Below are 19093 nucleotides of genomic sequence, written 5' to 3'. Positions count from 1 at the left end.
TGTCTGATAGCCCCCACATCACCGGGGCGATCCAGGCAGGTTCGATGGAATTGAGACTGCACGGCGGATCGGTTACCCCCGGTCCGCCGTGTTTTTGCGCACCTAAATAGAGTTTGGCCCGCAGGGTCTTCTGGAAACACCATGATCTCTTCCCTCCTGAAGAAAGTATTCGGTAGCCGCAACGACCGGCTGCTCAAGCAGTACGGCGTCAAGGTCCGGCAGATCAATGCGCTGGAAAGCCAGATGCAGGCCCTGTCCGATGCCGATCTGCAGGCCAAGACCCCCCACTTCAAGGAACGCATCGCCAAGGGCGAATCGCTGGAATCCATCCTGCCCGAAGCCTTTGCCGTCTGCCGCGAAGCCTCGCGCCGGGTCATGAACATGCGTCACTTCGACGTGCAGCTGATCGGCGGCATGGCGCTCAACGACGGCAAGATCGCTGAAATGCGCACCGGTGAGGGCAAGACCCTGGTCGGTACCCTGCCCGCCTACCTCAATGCCCTGAGCGGCAAGGGCGTGCACGTGGTGACGGTCAACGACTACCTGGCCCAGCGCGACGCCAACATCATGGCCAAGCTGTACAACTTCCTGGGCCTCTCCGTCGGCATCAACCTCAGCCAGCTGCCCTCGGAGCAGAAGCGTGCCGCCTACGGCGCCGACATCACCTACGGCACCAACAACGAATACGGCTTCGACTACCTGCGCGACAACATGGTGTACACCGTCGAGGAGCGCGTGCAGCGTGGCCTCAACTTCGCCGTGGTCGACGAGGTGGACTCCATCCTGATCGACGAAGCCCGTACCCCGCTGATCATCTCCGGCCAGGCCGACGACAACGTCGAGATCTACGCCCGCATGAACCTGGTGGCGCCCAAGCTGACCCGCCAGGAAAAGGAAGACAGCACCGAGGGCGACTACTGGGTCGACGAGAAGGCCCACCAGGTCATCCTGTCCGAGCAAGGCCATGAGCATGCCGAGCAGTTGCTGGTCGCTGCCGGCCTGATCGCCGAGGGCGACAGTCTCTATGCCGCCAGCAATATCGCGCTGATGCACCATCTGTACGCCTCGCTGCGTGCCCACGCGCTGTACCACAAGGACCAGCACTACGTGGTGCAGGACGGCGAGATCATCATCGTCGACGAATTCACCGGCCGCCTGATGGCCGGCCGCCGTTGGTCCGAAGGCCTGCACCAGGCCGTCGAAGCCAAGGAAGGCGTAACGATCAACAAGGAAAACCAGACCCTTGCCTCGATCACCTTCCAGAACTACTTCCGGATGTACAACAAGCTGTCCGGCATGACCGGTACGGCCGACACCGAAGCCTACGAATTCCAGCAGATCTACGGTCTCGAGACGGTCATCATCCCGACCAACCGTCCCATGGTCCGCAAGGACATGAACGACCAGGTGTTCCGCACCTCGCAAGAGAAGTTCAACGCCATCCTGGCCGATATCAAGGGCTGCCAGGACCGCGGCCAGCCGGTGCTGGTCGGTACCACCTCGATCGAGAATTCCGAGCTGCTGTCCAACCAGCTGACCGCTGCCGGCTATCCGCACAATGTGCTGAACGCCAAGCAGCACGCCCGCGAAGCCGAGATCATCGTGCAAGCAGGCCGTCCGGGCATGATCACCATCGCCACCAATATGGCCGGCCGTGGTACCGACATCGTGCTGGGCGGTAACGTCGAGCCACAGATCAAGCTGGTCGAAGCGGACGAGAGCCTGTCGGAAGCCGACAAGCACGCCGCCATCGAGAAGCTGCGCGCCGAGTGGCAGCAGCTGCACGACCAAGTGGTCGCCGCCGGTGGCCTGCACATCATCGGTACCGAGCGCCACGAGAGCCGCCGTATCGATAACCAGCTGCGTGGCCGTTCCGGCCGCCAGGGCGACCCGGGTTCCAGCCGCTTCTACCTGGGCATGGAAGACCAGCTGCTGCGCATCTTCGCCGCCGAGCGCATCGGCGCACTGATGCAGCGCCTCAACCTGCCCGAGGGCGAAGCCATCGAGTCCGGTCTCTTGAGCCGCGCCATCGAGAACGCCCAGCGCAAGGTCGAAGGCCGCAACTTCGATATCCGTAAGCAACTGCTCGAATACGACGATGTCTCCAACGAGCAGCGCAAGGCCATCTACGCCCAGCGTAACGACCTCCTTGAATCGACCGACATCTCCGAAACCATCGCCAACCTCCGCGACGGCGTGATCAGCGACCTGGTCGATCAATACCTGCCGCCGGGCAGCATGGAAGAGCAGTGGGACGCTGCCGGCCTGGAGAAGGCCCTCGCCGAGCTGCAACTGGATATTCCCGTCGCGCAATGGCTCAAGGACGAGAGTACGCTCGAGATCGAGCAACTCAAGGAACGCGCCGTCGCCGCCACCCGCGACTTCTACAACGCCAAGACCGAAGCGGTCGGTGCCGATGTGATGCGTCACTTCGAGCGCGCCCTGATGCTGCAGGTCCTCGACCAGCACTGGCGCGAGCACCTGTCCTCGCTGGACCATCTGCGCCAGGGCATCCACCTGCGCAGCTACGGCCAGAAGAACCCCAAGCAGGAATACAAGCGCGAAGCCTTCGAGCTGTTCGAAGACCTGCTGATGCGCATCCGTCGCGAGGTGGTACAGCTGGTCATGACCGTGCAGATCCGCTCGCAGGAAGACGTCGCCGCCCTGGAGCAGCACGACGAGCCCGAGATGCAGTTCCACCACGCCGACTACGAAGAGGCCCTGGCCTCCGCCAATGCTCCCGCCGACCAGCAACCGGCCCAGGCAGCACCGAGCGGCCAGTACCAGAACGTCGGCCGCAACGACCTCTGCCCCTGCGGTTCGGGCCAGAAGTACAAGCATTGCCACGGGAAGCTTGCCTGATCGCCTGTTTGAAGTAGCAAGCTGTGCGTGACAGATAGTTGCAGTGAAGGCGCCCGGGAAACCCGGGCGCTTTGCATTTGTGGGCGCGGATACTGCGGCGATCCCTTTATCGCATCCACTCCCCCCGCCCTCGCCGCCGCGACTGCGTGGTTGTTGCCCCTTCAGGGGCTTACAGCCACGGCGTCCTCCTTGCGAGGGTGGAGCCTCGCTGACGCTCGTCAGCGCTCCGTATGGCCGAATGTGATTCCTTGGGCGCGTTGTCGCTCAGCCTCTATGTACAGAGCCGCCCCTTGGGGCGGCTTTGCTGTATTCGGAATTGGATTCTTCAGGGCTGCCAGCGGTTGATGATGGCGGCCAGTTCGCCGTTGGCCTGCAGTTGCAAGAGGGCGTTGTGCAGGCGGGTGTTCGCCTCGGGGGGCTGGCGGCGGGATAGCATCAGGTGGAAGGCGTAGGTGTCGACCACATAGGGCAGTACCTCGATCTGCCCACCTAGCTTGCTGTGCTCGACTTCGCGGCGCATGCTCTGCAGCCGGTAGTAGAACACCCGGCCGCGGTGGTTGATCAGCTTGGCCAGGTTCTGCTGCGGCGTCCTGCCCGAGGTGTCGATCCTGATATCGCTGCGCTGCCGCAGCGCCTCGGCCACGCCGCTGCCGGCCACCAGCAGGACGGTATTGTCATCCCCGAGGCGAATCAGCTCTTCCCAGCTCGCCGGCCGGGCGGTATCGCCGCGGCGGATGGCAAAGCCGTAGGCCGCCTCATAGGCCGGCGGTTGCACCACCAGGAACTTGCTCGAGCGTGTTGGTGTTTGCACCAGGGCGCAGGCCAGGTCCAATTCATCCATCTCCAGCATCCGTTCTATGCGCGACAGCGGGTAGATCTGCTGCTGGCCGCTGAACCGCAGCTGCGGATCGGTCTTGGTCAAGGCGGCCAGCAGCTCGATGCAGATGCCGCCGACGCGCTTGTCCGGCAAGACCACGAACTTGGGGTTGGAGCCTTCCTGGGCAGCCGTACGCAAGGGTGGCAGCTCGGCCCACGCAGCGCTGCTCGCCAGCAACCACAGACCACACCATCCCCCCAGCCTGAGCATGTCGGCAGCCTTTCTGATTGTCTCCCAGAACCCCGTTATAGCAGCAGACGGTATCCTGGCGCTAACCTCTGGCCGGCGCACCGCGCCTGCCTAGGAGTGGCCTTGGCCCCGAGCTACGAATGACAAACGCCCGGGCATGCCGGGCGTTTGCAGCGGTAGGCCAAGTCCGTGTGGTTCAGGGCGCCAGGTTCAATAGGTTGGCCAGCTCAACGGCCGACTTCACACCCATCTTCTCCAGCACGCGGGCGCGATGGACCTCCACCGTCTTCATGCTGATATCGAGCTCGTCGGCGATCTGCTTGTTGAGCTTGCCTTCCAGGAACAGGGCCATGACCTCCTGCTCGCGCGGCGTCAACTCAGCCAGCCGGCGCTCCACCTGGCGCTTGTGTTCCCAGGCGGCTCGCCGCTCCTGGTCCAGGCCCAGGCAGCGCTCCACCAGGCTGACCAGCGCATTGTCGTCAAAGGGCTTCTCGATAAAGTCCACCGCACCCTGCTTGAGCGCAGCCACCGCCTGCGGCACATCGCCATGGCCGGTCAGGAATACCGTCGGCGGGGTGTAGCCACGGCTCTGCAGGGTCTGGAACAGCTCCATGCCACCCATGCCGGGCATACGCAGGTCCAGTACCAGGCAGGCAAAGCGGCTGGCATCGCGGTCGGCCAGGAGGGCGGCGGCCGATTCGAACGGCGCCACCTGGTGGCCGCGCGAGGCAAACAGCCACTTCAGGGCGTCGCGGACGGCGGCATCGTCGTCCACCAGGGCAATACGAGGGTCAGACAGCATGATCTTCGGCTTCCTTCAAGGGCATGGGGGTGGCAAGCGGCAGGCTGACCACGAAACGGCTACCGCCGCCTTCGCGGGCCTCCACCGACAGACGGCCCTGATGATTTTCCACAATGGTACGACAGATATTGAGCCCCATGCCCATGCCCTCCTCCTTGGTGGTATAGAAAGGCAGGAACAGTTTCTCCACGTCCTCGGGCGCAATACCGGGGCCCCGGTCGGCTACCACCAGGTCCAGCCAGTCCTCGCGTACGCGTGTCTCCACCGTCAGCACCCGGTTCGCCTCGCCACCTTCGGCCATGGCCTCAATGGCATTCTTGCCAAGGTTGAACAGCACCTGCTCCAGCATCACCCGGTCGGCGTACAGCACGATATCGTCGGCCCGGCGCTTTTCCTTCAGGCGCACATGGTGGCGGTTCAGTGGCGCAGCCAGCAACGACAGCACCGTATCGAGCATATCGCCCACCCGGCAGGCGGAACGCTGCGGCTCGCGTTTTTGCACAAACTCGCGGATGCCGCGCACGATGGAGCCAGCCCGGCGCGACTGCTCGGCAATCTTTTGCAGCGCGCCGTCCAGTTCCGTCTGGCTCAGCTGGCCGCTGGCCACCAGGTTGCGGCAGGCGGTGCTGTAGCTGGAGATCGCCGCCAAGGGCTGGTTCAGCTCATGCGCGAGGCTGGAGGCGATCTCGCCCATGGCGATCAGCCGCGCAGTCTGCTGCAGCTTCTCGGTCTGCTGCCGCTCGCGGTCGGCCGCCAGCTTGCGCTCGGTCACATCGGAGGCGATATCCAGCCAGACGTTGGAATGGTCTACCCACTGCGTCTCGCGGCGGTGGTGCTGGTACCAGCGGCCCAGGATGGGGTCGTACCACTCGCCGTCCGGGTCGTGGTCGCGCAGCGGCAGCGCACACAGCGGGCCCTCGGCCGGCGGCAGCTGGAAGGCCTCGTGGAAGGCCCGGTTGGAGAGCAACAGCTCGCCATTGCGCCGGTCGGTCACCGCCACGGCGGCATCCAGCCCGTTCAGCACCGCCACAAAGCGTTCGTGCGAGGCCTTGAGGGCTACCCGCTCACGCTTGAGTTCGGTGACGTCGGTCATCGACGCCACCCAGCCGGTCTGCTGCCCATCGGCGTCGATCAGGGGGCTGGAATAGAGTCGTACATCGAAGCGCTCGCCGCTCTTGCGCATATAGCGCAGCGAGAAGCCATTGGCCGGGCACTCACCGCGCAGGATGGCGGCGAACACCTGCTCGCACTGCGGTAGCGTCTCCGGCGGCCAGTAGGGGAAGGGCGGTAGGCCACCCAGCAGTTCCGCGGCGGAATAACCGGCCATGCGGCAGAAGGCCCGGTTCACATGCAGGGTACGGCCGGACTGGTCGATGGCGAACACACCCGATACCAGCGAATCCTCCAGCGCCTGGCGCAGGTTCATCTCCTGCACCAGCGCCCGCTCGGCGCTGAGCCGCTCGCGCATATGGCGCTTGAGCACCCACAACGACCACAGCATCAGCCCGGAGAGGCCGGCCAGCACCCAATACAGCACGTGCTGCCACAGTGGCCAGCCGGTCTGGAACAGCACTGCCCTGAGCTTCAGGCCATAGCCGGGCGGGTCGACCGCAATATCGTAGACCAGCGGGCCGGGGTCGGGCAGCGGCTGCTCGGGCCGCGCCGCCAGCGTCTCGCCCTCGATATCGACAAAGCCCAGCCGGTAGCGCTTGGCGATCCACCAGGGTACATAGACCCGCAGCAAGCCCTTGAGCGATACCACGGCGACAAAGGTACCCAGGGTGCGGTTACCCTGCACCGCCGGGAAGGCCAAAGCCACCGCCTGGCCGGCGCCGGGGAAGTCGAACGGCGGTGTACTGGCCGGCAGGCCGATGCGGGCCGAGCGCTGCAGGGGCTCGATCACCGCCGGGTGCAGCTTGAGCGGCACCATGGCCTGGGCTGGGTAGCTCCAGGTCGCGTCGCCGTATTCATTGGTGTAGGCCACCGCCAGCACCTCGGGGCTGCCGGCCATGATATTGGCGGCTCGCTCGTAGAAGGCACCCTCGCTGAGGTTGCCGCGCACATAGTCGTGCGCCAGGCCGTCGAGCTGGTTCTGCCGGGCGGCGATCTCGCTGCGCAGGGTCTGCACCTGCCAGAGCGTGTCTTCTACCAGCTTGTCATGCTGTCGCTGCCGCTCGTTGTGGCGGATGAACAGCAGCAAAGCCACCCCGACCGCCAGAAAGCAGATCAGGGCGAGGTTGGGCATGGCCCACAGCCAGCGACCCGGCCGGGGCAGGAGAAAAGCACGTCGCATCCGTTCAACGATAAGTCGCGTACGGTCCCCTGCCGCTTGGGGCTTTCCCTGATCGGACATGGCGGCGCTGAGCGGCGGCGGCTCACCCTGCAGGGCGGCGGGGCGCGGCAGCCAGGGCTTAATCCGGCTCATCCGCCTCGGCTCGGGCGCGCGGGTGGGCGCTATCGTAGACCTGGGCCAGGTGGCGGAAGTCCAGCCGGGTGTAGACCTGGGTGGTGGCGATGCTGGCGTGGCCCAGCAGCTCCTGGGTCGCGCGCAGGTCCTGGCTGTCCTGCAGAAAGTGGCTGGCGCAGGCATGTCGCAGTCGGTGCGGGTGCAGCCGGTCCGGAAGGCCCAGCTTGTCCGACCAGGCGGCCAACCGCTGTTGCACCGCGCGGGTGGTCAGGCGCTGGCCGAGGCGGTTCACGAACAGCGCCGTCTCGCCAGGCTGGGCGAGGCCCGCGCGGGCAGCCTGCCAGCGCGTGAGCGCTACCCGGGCGGCCTGGCCTACCGGCACCTGGCGGGTCTTGCCACCCTTGCCCAGTACCAGCAGGGTGGCACCGTCGTCGCGGAAGTTGGCGAGCTCGGCCCCGACCAACTCCGACACCCGCAGGCCGGAGGAATAGGCCAGCTCGAACATGGCGCGGTCGCGCAGCTCCAAGTAGGCGTCGCCATCCAGGTGCTCGAGAAAGCCGGCCACCTCGTCCACCGCCACCGGCCGGGGCAGTTTTTGCGCGGCCCGTGGTGCGCGTACCCCATCGAGCGGGTTGACGACGTAGCCCGCCTCGCGCATCAACAAGCGGAACCAGCTGCGCCAGGCGCTCAGCCGGCGGGCAATGCTGCGGTGGTCGTGGCCCTTGAGCTTCATCTGCCGCACATAGCTGCGGATCTCGCGGGCAGTGAGCGCCGTCAGCGGCGTCTCGCCGGCGTAGTCCAGCAGCAGCTGGGCATCGGCCAGGTAGGCGGCACGGGTGTGCGCTGCCCGGCCCTGCTCGCCGGCCAGATAGCGCTCAAACCGCTCCAGCGGGCTCATGGCTGGCTCAATCCAGGCAACGTCCCAGCGCGGACGAAGCCAGCTCGCCGATACGGGCCAGGTAGAGGGTGCCCATTTCCGGGTAGAAGCGCTGCGGGTCTTCGCTGGCCAGTACCAGGATGCCGAAGGGTACCCCCTCGGTCTTCAAGGCCACCTGGGCGAAGGACTTGAGGCGCGGGGCCGATTCGCCCAGCCAGCCCATGACCTCGTCGGTCACATAGGGGCCGCAGTAGGGCGTGGCCAGGCTCTGCGCCAGGCTCAGCACAGCCTCGCCCACCGGCGCAAACTCGCTCAGCGTACTGTCGGCCTCGCCACCCCACAGCCGCACCGCCAGGTGCGGGATATGGAAGTTCTCCTGCAGATGGTAGTGCAGGGTACCCAGCACGCCGGCCAGGTCGCGCGCTTGCAACAGGCCCAGGGAGAGCTTGTGCACCTTGTCGCCGATCTGGTCGTTCTCCTCGCCAAACTGCAACAGCTCACCGAGCTTGTTCTCGATCAGCTTGTTCTTCTCGCGCAGGGTCAGGATCTGCCGTTCGGCGATGGGGATGGCCCGGCCGCCATGCGGGTGGGGGATAAAGATCTCCGCCACCAGGTCGGCGTACTCTTCGAAGAACTTGGGATTGGCTTGCAGCCAGTTGGCAACGTCGGTGCTCTGCATGATAGCCCTCGCTATGGGCGCTCCGCCGGTGGCGGGGCGCGGTATAAGTACAAGGTGCCCGGCCGGGCACCGTCTCTAGATCTCGATCTCGCCTTCGAACACGGTCACCGCCGGGCCGGTCATCAGCACCGGCTGGCCAGGGCCGGCCCAGCGTATGGTCAGGTCACCGCCGCGGGTATGCACCAGCACGCTGTCGCCCAAGAGGCCACGGCGTATGCCGGCCACCACTGCGGCGCAAGCACCGGTACCGCAGGCCAGCGTCTCGCCGGCCTCACGCTCGTACACCCGCAGGCGGATCTCGCCACGGTTCACAATCTGCATAAAGCCGGCGTTCACCCGTTGCGGGAAGCGCGGGTGGTTTTCGATCAGCGGGCCATCCACGCCCACCGGGGCGCTGGCCACATCGGCCACCACCTGCACCGCGTGCGGGTTGCCCATGTTCACCACGGTAATCTCGGTTTGCTTGCCGGCCACGTCCAGGGCATGGATCACCACGTCTTCGGTGGCCTCGAACGGAATTTCGGCCGGTACAAAGCGCGGTGCGCCCATGTCCACGGTCACGAGGCCGTTTTCTTCCAGCTGAGGCTGGATCAGGCCACGTGCGGTCTCGACCTTGATCGCCCGCTTGCGGGTCAAGCCGCGCTCGTGCACAAAGCGCACAAAGCAGCGCGCACCATTGCCGCACTGCTCCACCTCGCCGCCATCGCCGCCGTTGAAGATGCGGTAACGGAAGTCGGCCGCCGGGTCGTGCGGGTTCTCCACCAGCAGCACTTGGTCGCAACCCACGCCAAAGTGGCGGTCGCCGAGCTTGCGCAGCTGTTCCGGGGTCAGCGCCAGCGCCTGGCTTACGCCGTCGAGCATCACGAAGTCGTTGCCCAGGCCCTGCATCTTGGTAAAGCGTAGTTTCATGTCGGTATCGTTCGGTAAGGGCTCAGCTCACGCCCAGGCGGGCATATTCGACCATGATGCAGCGGTCCATCACCACCACAAGGCCCGCCGCCTGCGCCTTCTCGGCCGCGGCCTCGTTGACGATGCCCTGCTGTATCCAGATCGCCGGTGCCCTAATGGCGATGGCGCTGTCCACCACCGGCATCAGTTCGCTGGCATTGCGGAACACGTTGACGATGCCCACCGGGCCGGGTACGTCTTCCAGTCGCGCGTAGGCCGGCTGGCCAAGGACGGATTCGACCATAGGCCTGACCGGCACGATCTCGAAACCCCAGTTCTGCATCTGGCGGGAAACACGGAAGCTCGGCCTGTCCTGCTTGGGAGAGAGGCCGACCACGGCCAGCCGGCGGCTCTGCCGCAGCAATTGGCGCAAGGTGGCGTCGGAAGGATTCTGGAACATGCATCGGATGATGCCACGACGGCGCCCGTAGGCATACCGGCCCGTCATATCGGGCGATAGGAGAGATGCGGACCAGGCTAGAGCAGCAAAGACAGCCAGGCCAGACTGCCACCTATGACGGCTCCAGCCAGCACGTCGCTGGGGTAGTGCAGGCCCAGTACCGGCCGCGATAGGGCGACCAGCAGGGTGAAGGGAATCAAGAGGCCGGCCAGGGCCGGGAAGTAGGCCAGCGCCACCATGCTCAGGCTGACTGCGTGCAGGGTGTGGCCGGATGGGAAGCTGTATTCGTCCAGCGTCTCGTAGGCACGGAAGATCGCGTCCGAGCGCATGAAGGGGCGTGGCCGCGAGGTCATGCGCTTGAGCCATTTGTAGACCACCAGCCCCACCGTACCCACCAGCAGCATGCGCACCACCGCCGGCAGGGCTGCGCGGCCGTGTAGTAGCAGCAGCGCCGCCATCAGGCCATACCAGAACACGCCGTTGCCCAGCCGGCTGATGGCGGCAAAGAAGCCGCGCCACAAGGCGTGCCGGCTGGCGCGGTTGCAGCGTGCCGTCCAGCGTTGATCGAGGGCCAGCCAGTCTGCTCGGTTCAGCGGGATGCGCATGGTGGCTCTCTCCGTCGGGTCAGGGCAGCGTGGCGGCAGCGGGGGTCAGCTTGCCGTCGGCAGGGGAGCCTGCCGCAGGGTCGCCATCCGCCGGGTCGGCGTGGCCTACTGCACGGTAGGCCACCTCCTCAAAACGCTGCACGATGCTCTCCCAGCCCAGATGTTCGGCGGTCAACCGGGCCACCGAGCCGAGTTCGCGCATCACATTGGGGTAGCGCGCCGCGTAGCAGGCCTGTTCCACAAAGTCGTCGTCGTCGTCGAAGGCCGCCAACAGACCGTTATGGTTGTGCCGCACGTGGGCGCGGGCGGCAGCGTAGTCGTAGGCCACCACCCCCAGGCCGCTGGCCATGGCCTCGATGGTCACATTGCCGTAGGTCTCGGTGGTGCTGCCAAACAGGAATACATCGGCCGAGGCATAGTGCCGGGCCAGGGCCTCGCCGCGCTGCATGCCGGCAAAGTACTGCTCCGGATGCGCGGCCTGCAGGTCGGCCCGCTCCGGCCCGTCGCCCACCCACACCATGCGGCTGTCGGGGCGGATCTGCCGCATGGTCTGGTAGGCGCGTTGTACCAGGGGCAGGTTCTTCTCCGCCGCCATGCGGCCCACATAGGCCACCACCAGGGTATCGGGTCCGGCATGCCAGCCGGCACGCAGCTCGGCGTCGCGCTTGGCCGGGTCGTAAAGCGTGGTGTCCACCCCTCGCGCCACCACCTCCAGATGGCCAAAGCCCTGGCCCTCCAGGCTGGCGCGCACGTCCTCGCTGGGTACCAAGGTAGCCAGGTTGCGGTTATGGAAGCTGCGCAGATAGCCGCGCAGGGGGCGTTGCAGCCAGGCCATGCCGTAGTGCTGGCTGTAGCTGTGGAAGTTGGTATGGAATTCCGAGATCGCCGGCAGGCCCAGCTTGCGGGCGGCGCGTAGCGCGCTCCAGCCCAACGGCCCCTCGGTCACCGCCACCACCAGGTCGGGGCGGCGTGCTCGCCAGCTGCGCAGCAGCTTGCCCGTGGCCGGCAGGCCAAAACGCAGCTCCGGGTAGTTGGGTATGCCCAGGCCGCGCAGCAGCAGGTCGTGCCCGGCTGGTTCACCGTCATGCGCCTGGCGGGGGCGGATCAGGTCCACGGTGTGGCCCCGCTTGCGCAGGCCCTCCACCATGCGGCCACAACTCATGGCCACGCCGTTGACCTCGGGCGGGTAGGTTTCGGTGACGATGGCAAGGTGCAGGGGCTTGGGCTTCATGCCGCGCATGATTATTGGCCTTGGGTGTCGGCCCCGTGACCATGCCGTGAAATTTTTGTGACGCTAAGGCAGGCCGCGCTACAGCTGCCTGGACTGGTAGGGCAAGTGTTGCGTCCCTAGCGACTGGCAGCCGCATGGATCAGTTCGGCGACATTCCGGTCGGCTTGGGCACGGAACTGGCTCAGCGCCGCCCGGTTGGCTTCCAGCGCCTGAAAACACACGCTGCGGCCCAGGCACAGGGCGCGCGCCAGGGTGCTGAGCTCGGCCAGCTTCTGGCGGGCAAAGCTCAGCCCGGCCTGGATCTGCGGCGCCAGCCCTGCCTGGCTCAGGTCCGGCGGCACATGCCGCAGCGAGCAGCTCGGTGCCAGCCAGAGTGCCTCGCCCAGCCGGCTGTGCAGCGGCGTCAGGCGGTCGAGTACGGCATCGAGGTCGGCCTTCCAGACTTGGCGGCCATCGATCACCCCGACCGACAGCACCTTGCCCTGCGGCCAATCGGCAAACACCGCCAGCTGCTGGGGGGCGCTCACCAGGTCGATATGCAGGCCGGCCACCGGCAGGCTGCGCAGCAAGCCGGCGTGCTTGCCCACCTCAGCAAAGTAGCTGGCCAACAGGATATGCGGGTGGGCCTCGGCCAACTCACGGTAGACCGGCGCAAAGGCCGCCAGCCAGGTTGCATCGAGTTGCTGGCCCAGTATGGGCTCGTCGAGCTGTACCCATTCGCTGCCCTCCGCCAGCAGTTGCTTGAGCAGGCGCACATAGGCCGGCACCAATCGTGGCAACAGGGCCAGCGCGTCCACCTCCGCGACCCGCGCCAGCTTGAGCAGGCTCAGGGGACCCAGCAGCTGCACCTTGGGAGTAAAGCCGGCCAGCCTGGCCTCGCGCAATTCGTCCAGCAGCCATGCCGGCCCACCGTCAAAGCGGCTGGCCATGTCGAATTCCGGCTGGAGGTAGCGGTGGTCGGTATCGAACCAGCGCCGTGCTTCGCACCCCGGCAGGCTGGCGTTGCCGTGGACCAGCTCAAGATACTGGGCCCGGCTCAGTGCCTGGGTGGCGAAGCCGAAACGCGCCGGCAGCGCGCCCAGCAACACCGCGGTGTCGAGCACCAGGTCGCCGTAGGAGAAGTCGCCCACCGAGACAAAGCGCAGCCCGGCGGCGTGCTGCCATTGCCAGTGGCGCAAGCGCAGCTCGCGTCCCACCGCCATCAGGCCGGCCTCATCGAGCTCGGCTCGCCGGTATTGCGCGACGGCACGGTCCAGTTCGCGCTGGCTGCCCAGGCAGGGAAAGCCAAGCAGGTGGGTGGTCAACATGAGCGTTCCTGTTACTTATAACGGTAGATGAATGAACGCTTTGCATGATGCGCGCCGGATGTCTATGATCAAAACGCATAATTTTCTGGTTCTTCATCGATCTTGCTCATGAACTCCTTGCTGGAATTCCGCCACCTCCGCACCCTGATTGCCCTCGTCGAGACCGGTGGCGTGGCCAAGGCTGCCGAGCGTCTCAACCTCACCCAATCGGCGCTCTCGCATCAGCTCAAGCAGCTGGAGGACCACTTCGGCCTCAGTCTGTTCGAGCGCAAATCGCAACCGCTCAAGCTCACCCCGGCCGGGCAGAGGCTGCATGCCTTGGCGCAGGAGGTATTGCCCCGCGCCGCCGATGCCTGCCGCGATATCGCCCGCATCCGCGACGGCGCCGCCGGTAGCCTCCGGGTGGCGGTGGAGTGCCATACCTGCTTTGACTGGCTGATGCCGGCCATGGACGAGTTCCGCCCACGCTGGCCCGAGGTCGAGCTCGACATCGTCTCGGGCTTTCACGCCGACCCCATCGGCCTGATCCACCAGGACGAGGCCGACCTCGCCATCGTCTCCGAGCGCGACCCTTCTGAGCCCATGCGCTACTTCCCCTTGTTCCGCTACGAGATCATCGGCCTCGTGGCCAATGACCACGCGTTGGCCGGCCAGGCGCGGCTGGAGGCGGCCGACTTTGCCGATGAGACCCTGATCAGCTACCCCATCCCGGACGATATGCTGGACGTGATCCGCCAGGTGCTGCGCCCGGCTGGCATCCAGCCGCGCCGCCGCAGCAGCGAGCTGACCGTGGCCATCCTTCAGCTCGTGGCCAGCCGCCGTGGCGTGGCCGCCCTGCCGGCCTGGGCGGTAGTGCCTTATCTGGAGCGGCGCTATGTCACCGCCCTGCCCATCACCGCCAACCATCTCTATGGCGAGCTCTACGCCGCCGTACCGCGCGCCCGCGCCGAGCTGGCCTATGTAGAGGACTTCGTCGATACGGTACGAGCGACCTGTGCTGCCAGCCTTCCTGGTATTACCTTGTTGTGAAGTAGCTTGCGCCTCGCTACCTCTCGCTTGGCATAAGCTGGAGCTGAGAGATGAAATCCACTGCCGTCCGGCGGAGGGCGGTGCTGCAATGTTTGCCTTTCAAGCACTTGCTTGGTTAAAGTGAGGGCCGCATGAACGATACCGCCAAACGCATCCTCGACCTCGCGGAGGCCCTCTGGCTGGAGCGGGGCTTCAACGGCTTCAGCTACCAGCACCTGGCCGAGCCGCTTGGGGTGCGCAACGCGGCCATCCACTACCACTACCCGGGCAAGGCCGACCTCGGCGTGGCCCTGGTGGCGCGCTTCCGCCGTCGCTTTCTGCGTACGGTGGCCGAGCACGCGGCTACCACCTCCGATCCCTGGCTCAGGCTGGAGTGGTATCTGGAGCTGTTGACCATGGACTACGCCGACAGCGAGCGGTTGTGCCCCACCGGCATGCTGGCGGCCGAATGGGCCACCCTGCCCGAGCCGGTACGGGAAGAAGCGCGTGGCTTTATGCGCGAGCTGTATGAATGGTGTGCCGAGGTCCTGCGCGCCGGTGTCGCCAGCGGCCACTTCCGCTTTGCCGGCAGCTGCGAGGACAAGGCCGCCACCCTGCTTGCCACCTTGCAGGGTGGTCTGCAGATAGCCCGCTTCGAGCCGCGCTGGCTCGATGCGATCAAGAAGCAGCTGCGGCTGGACCTGGGCGCCCGCTAGCGGCGGCAACGATTAACCAGGGGCGGCGATCTTCGCCGGCCCAAGCAGATAGAAGATGGGAAGAGACATGGAAAAATTCAGCAATGCCTTCAGCCGCATCGTGGCCAAGTTCGAGAAGGTCCCCGGCCCGCTGCGCCGCTGGGCGCGCTCCAAGGCGCTGGGCAGCTATGTGAAGTTCGCCGGCACCGCCGGCATCGACTTCGAAGAGATCAGCACCGAGCGGGTGATCTGCCATATCCGCAACGTCAGCAAGAACCAGAACCATATCAAGGGCGTACACGCCGCCGCCATGGCACTGTTGGCCGAGACCGCCACCGGCTTTGCCGTCGGCATGAACCTGCCGGACGACAAACTGCCCCTGCTCAAGTCCATGAAGGTCGAATACAAAAAGCGCTCGCAGGGCGATATGAAGGCCGTTGCCGCGCTGACCGCCGAGCAGATCGCCAATGTGCGCACCCTGGAGAAGGGCGACGTCATCGTGCCGGTCACCGTCACCGACGAAGCCGGCAACGAGCCCATCGTCTGCGAGATGGTCTGGGCCTGGATTCCCAAGAAGCGCAACTGATCGGCCACCCTCACGTCACGCCAGGAGCCTCCATGAGCAGTCTTCCCAGCTTTACCACGCTCGCCGTCACGCTCGAGCAGCATGTCGCCCATATCCGGCTGAACCGCCCCGACCGCGCCAATGCGGTGGACGATGCCATGTGGCGGGAGCTGGGCGAGGTCATGCGCTGGCTGGACCGCGAGCCCAGCGCCCGGGTAGGCATCATCAGCGGCAACGGCGCACATTTCTGCGGCGGTATCGACCTCAATATGCTGATGGGTGTGCAAGCCCGCATCCAGGATGACTGCCAGGGCCGTCAGGCCGAGAAGCTGCGCCAGCTTATCGTCGAGCTGCAGGACAGCCTCAGCGCCATCGAACTGTGCCGCAAGCCGGTCATCGCCGCGGTGCACGGCAGCTGCGTCGGCGCTGGCCTCGACCTGATTGCCGCCTGTGACCTGCGCTACTGCAGCGAGGACGCCCGCTTCTGCCTCAAGGAGATCGACCTCGGCATCGTCGCCGACGTCGGCGTGCTGCAGCGTCTGCCCAAGATCGTCGGTGATGGCTACACCCGCGAGCTGGCCTTCACCGCCCGCAAGGTAGCCGGCGCCGAGGCCGCCCAGCGTGGCCTGGTCAGCCAATGCCTGGCGGACCGTGACAGCCTGCTGCAAGAAGTGGCGAAGGTGGCCGCGCAGATTGCCGCCAAGCCGCCGCTGACTGTGCGCGGAGTGAAGGAGAACCTCAACTACGCCCGTGACCATACCGTGGCCGAAGGCCTGCGCTACGTCGCCAGCTGGAACGCCGCCATGCTGCTGTCCAAGGACCTGGAAGCCGCCGCCATGGCCCACATCACCGGCCAGGCACCGAGCTACCGCGACTGACCGTTCGTCGGTTCGCTGACGATGGCAAACAAAAAGCCCGGCCTAGGCCGGGCTTTTTATCTGGACGTTTAGCCCTTAGAAGGCAAAACGCGCAGGTTGGGGTGCATTCACCAGCGCCGGTACCACGGTCTCGAACAGCTTGGTGGCCACCACCGAGCCGCCCTGCTTCACGAACAGGGTGGCGCTCATCACCGGGTCTTCGCCGATGATGGCGAACAGGCGGCCGCCTTCGGCCAACTGCTCGAACAGGAAGTCCGGGGTGGTCAGGTAGGAGCCGGTCGCCACGATCACGTCGTAAGGCGCGTACTTGCTCCAACCACGTACTGCATCGCCTACTTCGACGGTCACATTGTCGATACCGGCGCGGCTCAGGTTCTCACCGGCGCTCTGGGCCAGTGCAGCGTCGATCTCCACGCTGTACACATGCTTGCTGAGCTTGCTCAGGAGGGCAGCCAGGTAGCCCGAACCGGTACCGATCTCCAGCACGCGCTCGGTGCCCTTCAGGGCCACTTCCTGCACGACACGGGCTTCCATCTTCGGGGTCCACATGCTGGCCTTGGCGGTCAGCGGGATCTCCATGTCAACGAGAGCGAGTTCGCGACGGGCGGCGGGGACGAATTCCTCGCGCTTGACCTCGGACAAGAGGCCGAGCACGGTCAGGTCCAGCACGTCCCAGGGACGAATCTGCTGCTCAACCATATTGAAACGGGCGTTTTCCCAATCCATGGGGGACTTCCTTTCCAGACGAAATCGCCGCTCTGGTGGGCGGCGTCGGCAATCGAATCAAATCCTTGTAATTATTTCATACTTGCCTTAGCTTCACAGCACTTCGGCTCGTCGCGCTTACGCGGCGAACCAGACGCTAGGGGTTCCGCCCGCTGCCACCCGGCCGCGGGGGATGAGAAAAACCCTCAGCACCTGATCCGGTTAACACCGGCGTAGGGAAGCGTCGCACGGCTGTCTCTACCCGTACCCCGCCCCTGCGCCGTTCAAGGAAAAAGCATGAACGCGCCGCAAAAGATACTTTCGCAAACTGCCCACGTGGACGACGCCTCGGTCCAGCCCTTCCCCAGTTCCGAGAAGGTCTACGTCGAGGGTAGCAGGCCCGACATCCGCGTGCCCATGCGCAAGATCAGCCAGACCGATACGCCCACCAGCTTCGGCGGCGAACAGAACCCGGCCATCTACGTCTACGACACCAGCGGTCCCTACACCGATCCGGCGGTACGCATCGACGTACGCAAAGGGCTGAGCCCCCTGCGCGCCGGCTGGATCGCCGAGCGCAATGACACCGAACAGCTCAGCGGCCTCTCCAGCGAGTACGGCCGTGGCCGTGAAGCCGACCACTCGCTCGACAGCCTGCGCTTCGAGCTGACCCGCAAGCCGCTGCGCGCCAAGGCAGGCGCCAACGTCACCCAGATGCACTATGCCCGCCGCGGCATCATCACCCCCGAGATGGAGTTCATCGCCCTGCGCGAAGACCTCAAGCGCAAGGAGTACATCGAATCGCTGCGCCAGGCCGGTGGTAAGCTGGCCGACCGCATGGTCGACCTCCTGACCCGCCAGCATCCGGGCCAGAGCTTCGGCGCCGCCATCCCGCAGGACATCACGCCTGAATTCGTGCGCCAGGAAGTGGCGCGCGGCCGCGCCATCATCCCGGCCAATATCAACCACCCCGAAAGCGAGCCGATGATCATCGGCCGCAACTTCCTGGTGAAGATCAACGGCAATATCGGCAACTCGGCAGTCACCTCCAGCATCGAGGAAGAAGTCGAGAAGATGACCTGGGGTACCCGCTGGGGTGCCGACACCATCATGGACCTTAGCACCGGCAAGCATATCCACGAGACCCGCGAGTGGATCCTGCGCAACAGCCCGGTCCCCATCGGTACCGTGCCCATCTACCAGGCGCTGGAAAAGGTCGACGGCAAGGCTGAGGAACTGACCTGGGAGATGTTCCGCGACACCCTGATCGAACAGGCCGAGCAGGGCGTGGACTACTTCACCATTCACGCCGGCGTGCTGCTGCGCTACGTGCCCATGACCGCCAAGCGCATGACCGGCATCGTCTCGCGCGGCGGCTCCATCATGGCCAAGTGGTGCCTGGCCCACCACAAGGAGAATTTCCTCTACACCCACTTCGAGGAAATCTGCGAAATCATGAAGGCCTACGACGTCTCCTTCAGCCTGGGCGATGGCCTGCGCCCCGGCAGCGGCTGGGACGCCAACGACGACGCCCAGCTGGGCGAACTCAAGACCCTGGGTGAACTGACCCAGATCGCCTGGAAGCACGACGTGCAGACCATGATCGAAGGCCCGGGCCATGTGCCCATGCAACTGATCAAGGAAAACATGGACCTGCAGCTCGACTGGTGCGACGAAGCCCCCTTCTACACCCTGGGCCCGTTGACCACCGACATCGCCCCGGGCTACGACCACATCACCTCGGCCATCGGCGCCGCCCAGATCGGCTGGTACGGAACGGCGATGCTCTGCTATGTCACTCCCAAGGAGCATCTCGGCCTGCCCGACAAGAAGGACGTGAAGGACGGCGTCATCGCCTACAAGATCGCCGCCCACGCCGCGGACCTGGCCAAGGGCCACCCCGGCGCCCAGGAGCGGGACGACGCGCTTTCGAAGGCGCGCTTCGATTTCCGCTGGGAGGACCAGTTCAACCTCTCCCTGGACCCGGAGACCGCCCGCGAGTTCCACGACGAGACCCTCCCGGCGGAGGGCGCCAAGGTGGCCCACTTCTGCAGCATG

General features: G+C 65.6%; 17 protein-coding genes and 1 riboswitch. Of the genes, 6 read left to right on the top strand and 11 right to left on the bottom strand.

Annotated features, from left to right (window positions below):
• Nucleotides 1-141 precede the first annotated feature (141 nt).
• Nucleotides 142-2862 carry a preprotein translocase subunit SecA gene (secA, locus tag VIM95_RS15905; RefSeq protein ID WP_331987642.1) on the top strand — a complete coding sequence of 907 codons (2721 nt, stop codon included), beginning with the start codon at nucleotides 142-144 and terminating at the stop codon, nucleotides 2860-2862.
• A gap of 325 nt (nucleotides 2863-3187) precedes the next feature.
• On the opposite strand, the gene VIM95_RS15900 is transcribed toward secA, so the two are convergent.
• The 10 genes from VIM95_RS15900 to VIM95_RS15855 form a co-directional block, all read right to left on the bottom strand.
• Nucleotides 3188-3949, bottom strand: coding sequence for a substrate-binding periplasmic protein (locus tag VIM95_RS15900; RefSeq protein ID WP_331987639.1), 762 nt, complete (start codon nucleotides 3947-3949; stop codon nucleotides 3188-3190).
• Nucleotides 3950-4124: 175 nt separating this feature from the next.
• On the bottom strand, nucleotides 4125-4730 hold the full coding sequence (locus VIM95_RS15895; protein ID WP_331987637.1) for a response regulator transcription factor: 606 nt from the start codon (nucleotides 4728-4730) through the stop codon (nucleotides 4125-4127).
• Nucleotides 4720-7155 carry a PAS domain-containing sensor histidine kinase gene (locus tag VIM95_RS15890; RefSeq protein WP_331987635.1) on the bottom strand — a complete coding sequence of 812 codons (2436 nt, stop codon included), beginning with the start codon at nucleotides 7153-7155 and terminating at the stop codon, nucleotides 4720-4722. The genes VIM95_RS15895 and VIM95_RS15890 overlap by 11 nt, the downstream gene beginning before the upstream one ends.
• A complete protein-coding gene (locus tag VIM95_RS15885) occupies nucleotides 7142-8035 on the bottom strand; it encodes a tyrosine recombinase XerC (protein WP_331987634.1) in 894 nt (297 codons plus the stop codon). Before VIM95_RS15885 ends, VIM95_RS15890 begins: the two co-directional genes overlap by 14 nt.
• Before the next feature lie 7 nt (nucleotides 8036-8042).
• Complete coding sequence (locus VIM95_RS15880; RefSeq protein WP_331987633.1) at nucleotides 8043-8693, bottom strand: DUF484 family protein; 651 nt, start codon at nucleotides 8691-8693, stop codon at nucleotides 8043-8045.
• Between the two features lie 75 nt (nucleotides 8694-8768).
• Nucleotides 8769-9602, bottom strand: a complete 834-nt coding sequence (gene dapF, locus VIM95_RS15875; RefSeq protein ID WP_331987631.1) for a diaminopimelate epimerase — start codon at nucleotides 9600-9602, stop codon at nucleotides 8769-8771.
• Nucleotides 9603-9624: 22 nt separating this feature from the next.
• Entirely contained in the window at nucleotides 9625-10041 is a 417-nt protein-coding gene (locus VIM95_RS15870) for a CoA-binding protein (protein ID WP_331987628.1), read from the bottom strand.
• Between the two features lie 77 nt (nucleotides 10042-10118).
• On the bottom strand, nucleotides 10119-10646 hold the full coding sequence (locus VIM95_RS15865) for a phosphatase PAP2 family protein (RefSeq protein ID WP_331987625.1): 528 nt from the start codon (nucleotides 10644-10646) through the stop codon (nucleotides 10119-10121).
• Between the two features lie 19 nt (nucleotides 10647-10665).
• Nucleotides 10666-11877 (bottom strand): glycosyltransferase family 1 protein, encoded by a 1212-nt coding sequence (locus VIM95_RS15860; RefSeq protein ID WP_331987623.1) that lies wholly within the window; start codon nucleotides 11875-11877, stop codon nucleotides 10666-10668.
• Between the two features lie 116 nt (nucleotides 11878-11993).
• On the bottom strand, nucleotides 11994-13184 hold the full coding sequence (locus VIM95_RS15855) for a hypothetical protein (RefSeq protein WP_331987621.1): 1191 nt from the start codon (nucleotides 13182-13184) through the stop codon (nucleotides 11994-11996).
• Nucleotides 13185-13292: 108 nt separating this feature from the next.
• Here VIM95_RS15855 and VIM95_RS15850 point away from each other — a divergent pair, with 108 nt between their 5' ends.
• From VIM95_RS15850 to VIM95_RS15835, 4 genes are all read left to right on the top strand, one after another.
• Nucleotides 13293-14213: a LysR family transcriptional regulator gene (locus tag VIM95_RS15850; RefSeq protein ID WP_331987619.1), complete on the top strand. Its 921-nt coding sequence runs from the start codon at nucleotides 13293-13295 to the stop codon at nucleotides 14211-14213.
• A 131-nt stretch (nucleotides 14214-14344) separates the two neighbouring features.
• Nucleotides 14345-14908, top strand: coding sequence for a TetR/AcrR family transcriptional regulator (locus tag VIM95_RS15845; RefSeq protein ID WP_331987615.1), 564 nt, complete (start codon nucleotides 14345-14347; stop codon nucleotides 14906-14908).
• A gap of 67 nt (nucleotides 14909-14975) precedes the next feature.
• Complete coding sequence (locus VIM95_RS15840; protein ID WP_331987613.1) at nucleotides 14976-15473, top strand: DUF4442 domain-containing protein; 498 nt, start codon at nucleotides 14976-14978, stop codon at nucleotides 15471-15473.
• A 32-nt stretch (nucleotides 15474-15505) separates the two neighbouring features.
• Nucleotides 15506-16330, top strand: coding sequence for a crotonase/enoyl-CoA hydratase family protein (locus VIM95_RS15835; protein ID WP_331987611.1), 825 nt, complete (start codon nucleotides 15506-15508; stop codon nucleotides 16328-16330).
• A 75-nt stretch (nucleotides 16331-16405) separates the two neighbouring features.
• Here VIM95_RS15835 and VIM95_RS15830 read toward each other — a convergent pair whose 3' ends face one another.
• Nucleotides 16406-17056 (bottom strand): protein-L-isoaspartate O-methyltransferase, encoded by a 651-nt coding sequence (locus tag VIM95_RS15830; RefSeq protein WP_331987609.1) that lies wholly within the window; start codon nucleotides 17054-17056, stop codon nucleotides 16406-16408.
• 128 nt (nucleotides 17057-17184) lie between these two features.
• Nucleotides 17185-17292: riboswitch (TPP riboswitch) on the top strand.
• 40 nt (nucleotides 17293-17332) lie between these two features.
• Between VIM95_RS15830 and thiC the strand changes: the two genes are divergently transcribed.
• Nucleotides 17333-19093: phosphomethylpyrimidine synthase ThiC (gene thiC / locus VIM95_RS15825; protein ID WP_331987607.1), on the top strand; the 1761-nt coding region annotated here is incomplete at its 3' end.

The sequence above is a fragment of the Chitinimonas sp. genome (assembly GCF_036568685.1).
GTDB lineage: Bacteria > Pseudomonadota > Gammaproteobacteria > Burkholderiales > Chitinimonadaceae > Chitinimonas.
The sequence above is the reverse complement of the archived record's forward strand: the minus strand, read 5'-3'. Positions and strand labels throughout refer to the sequence as shown.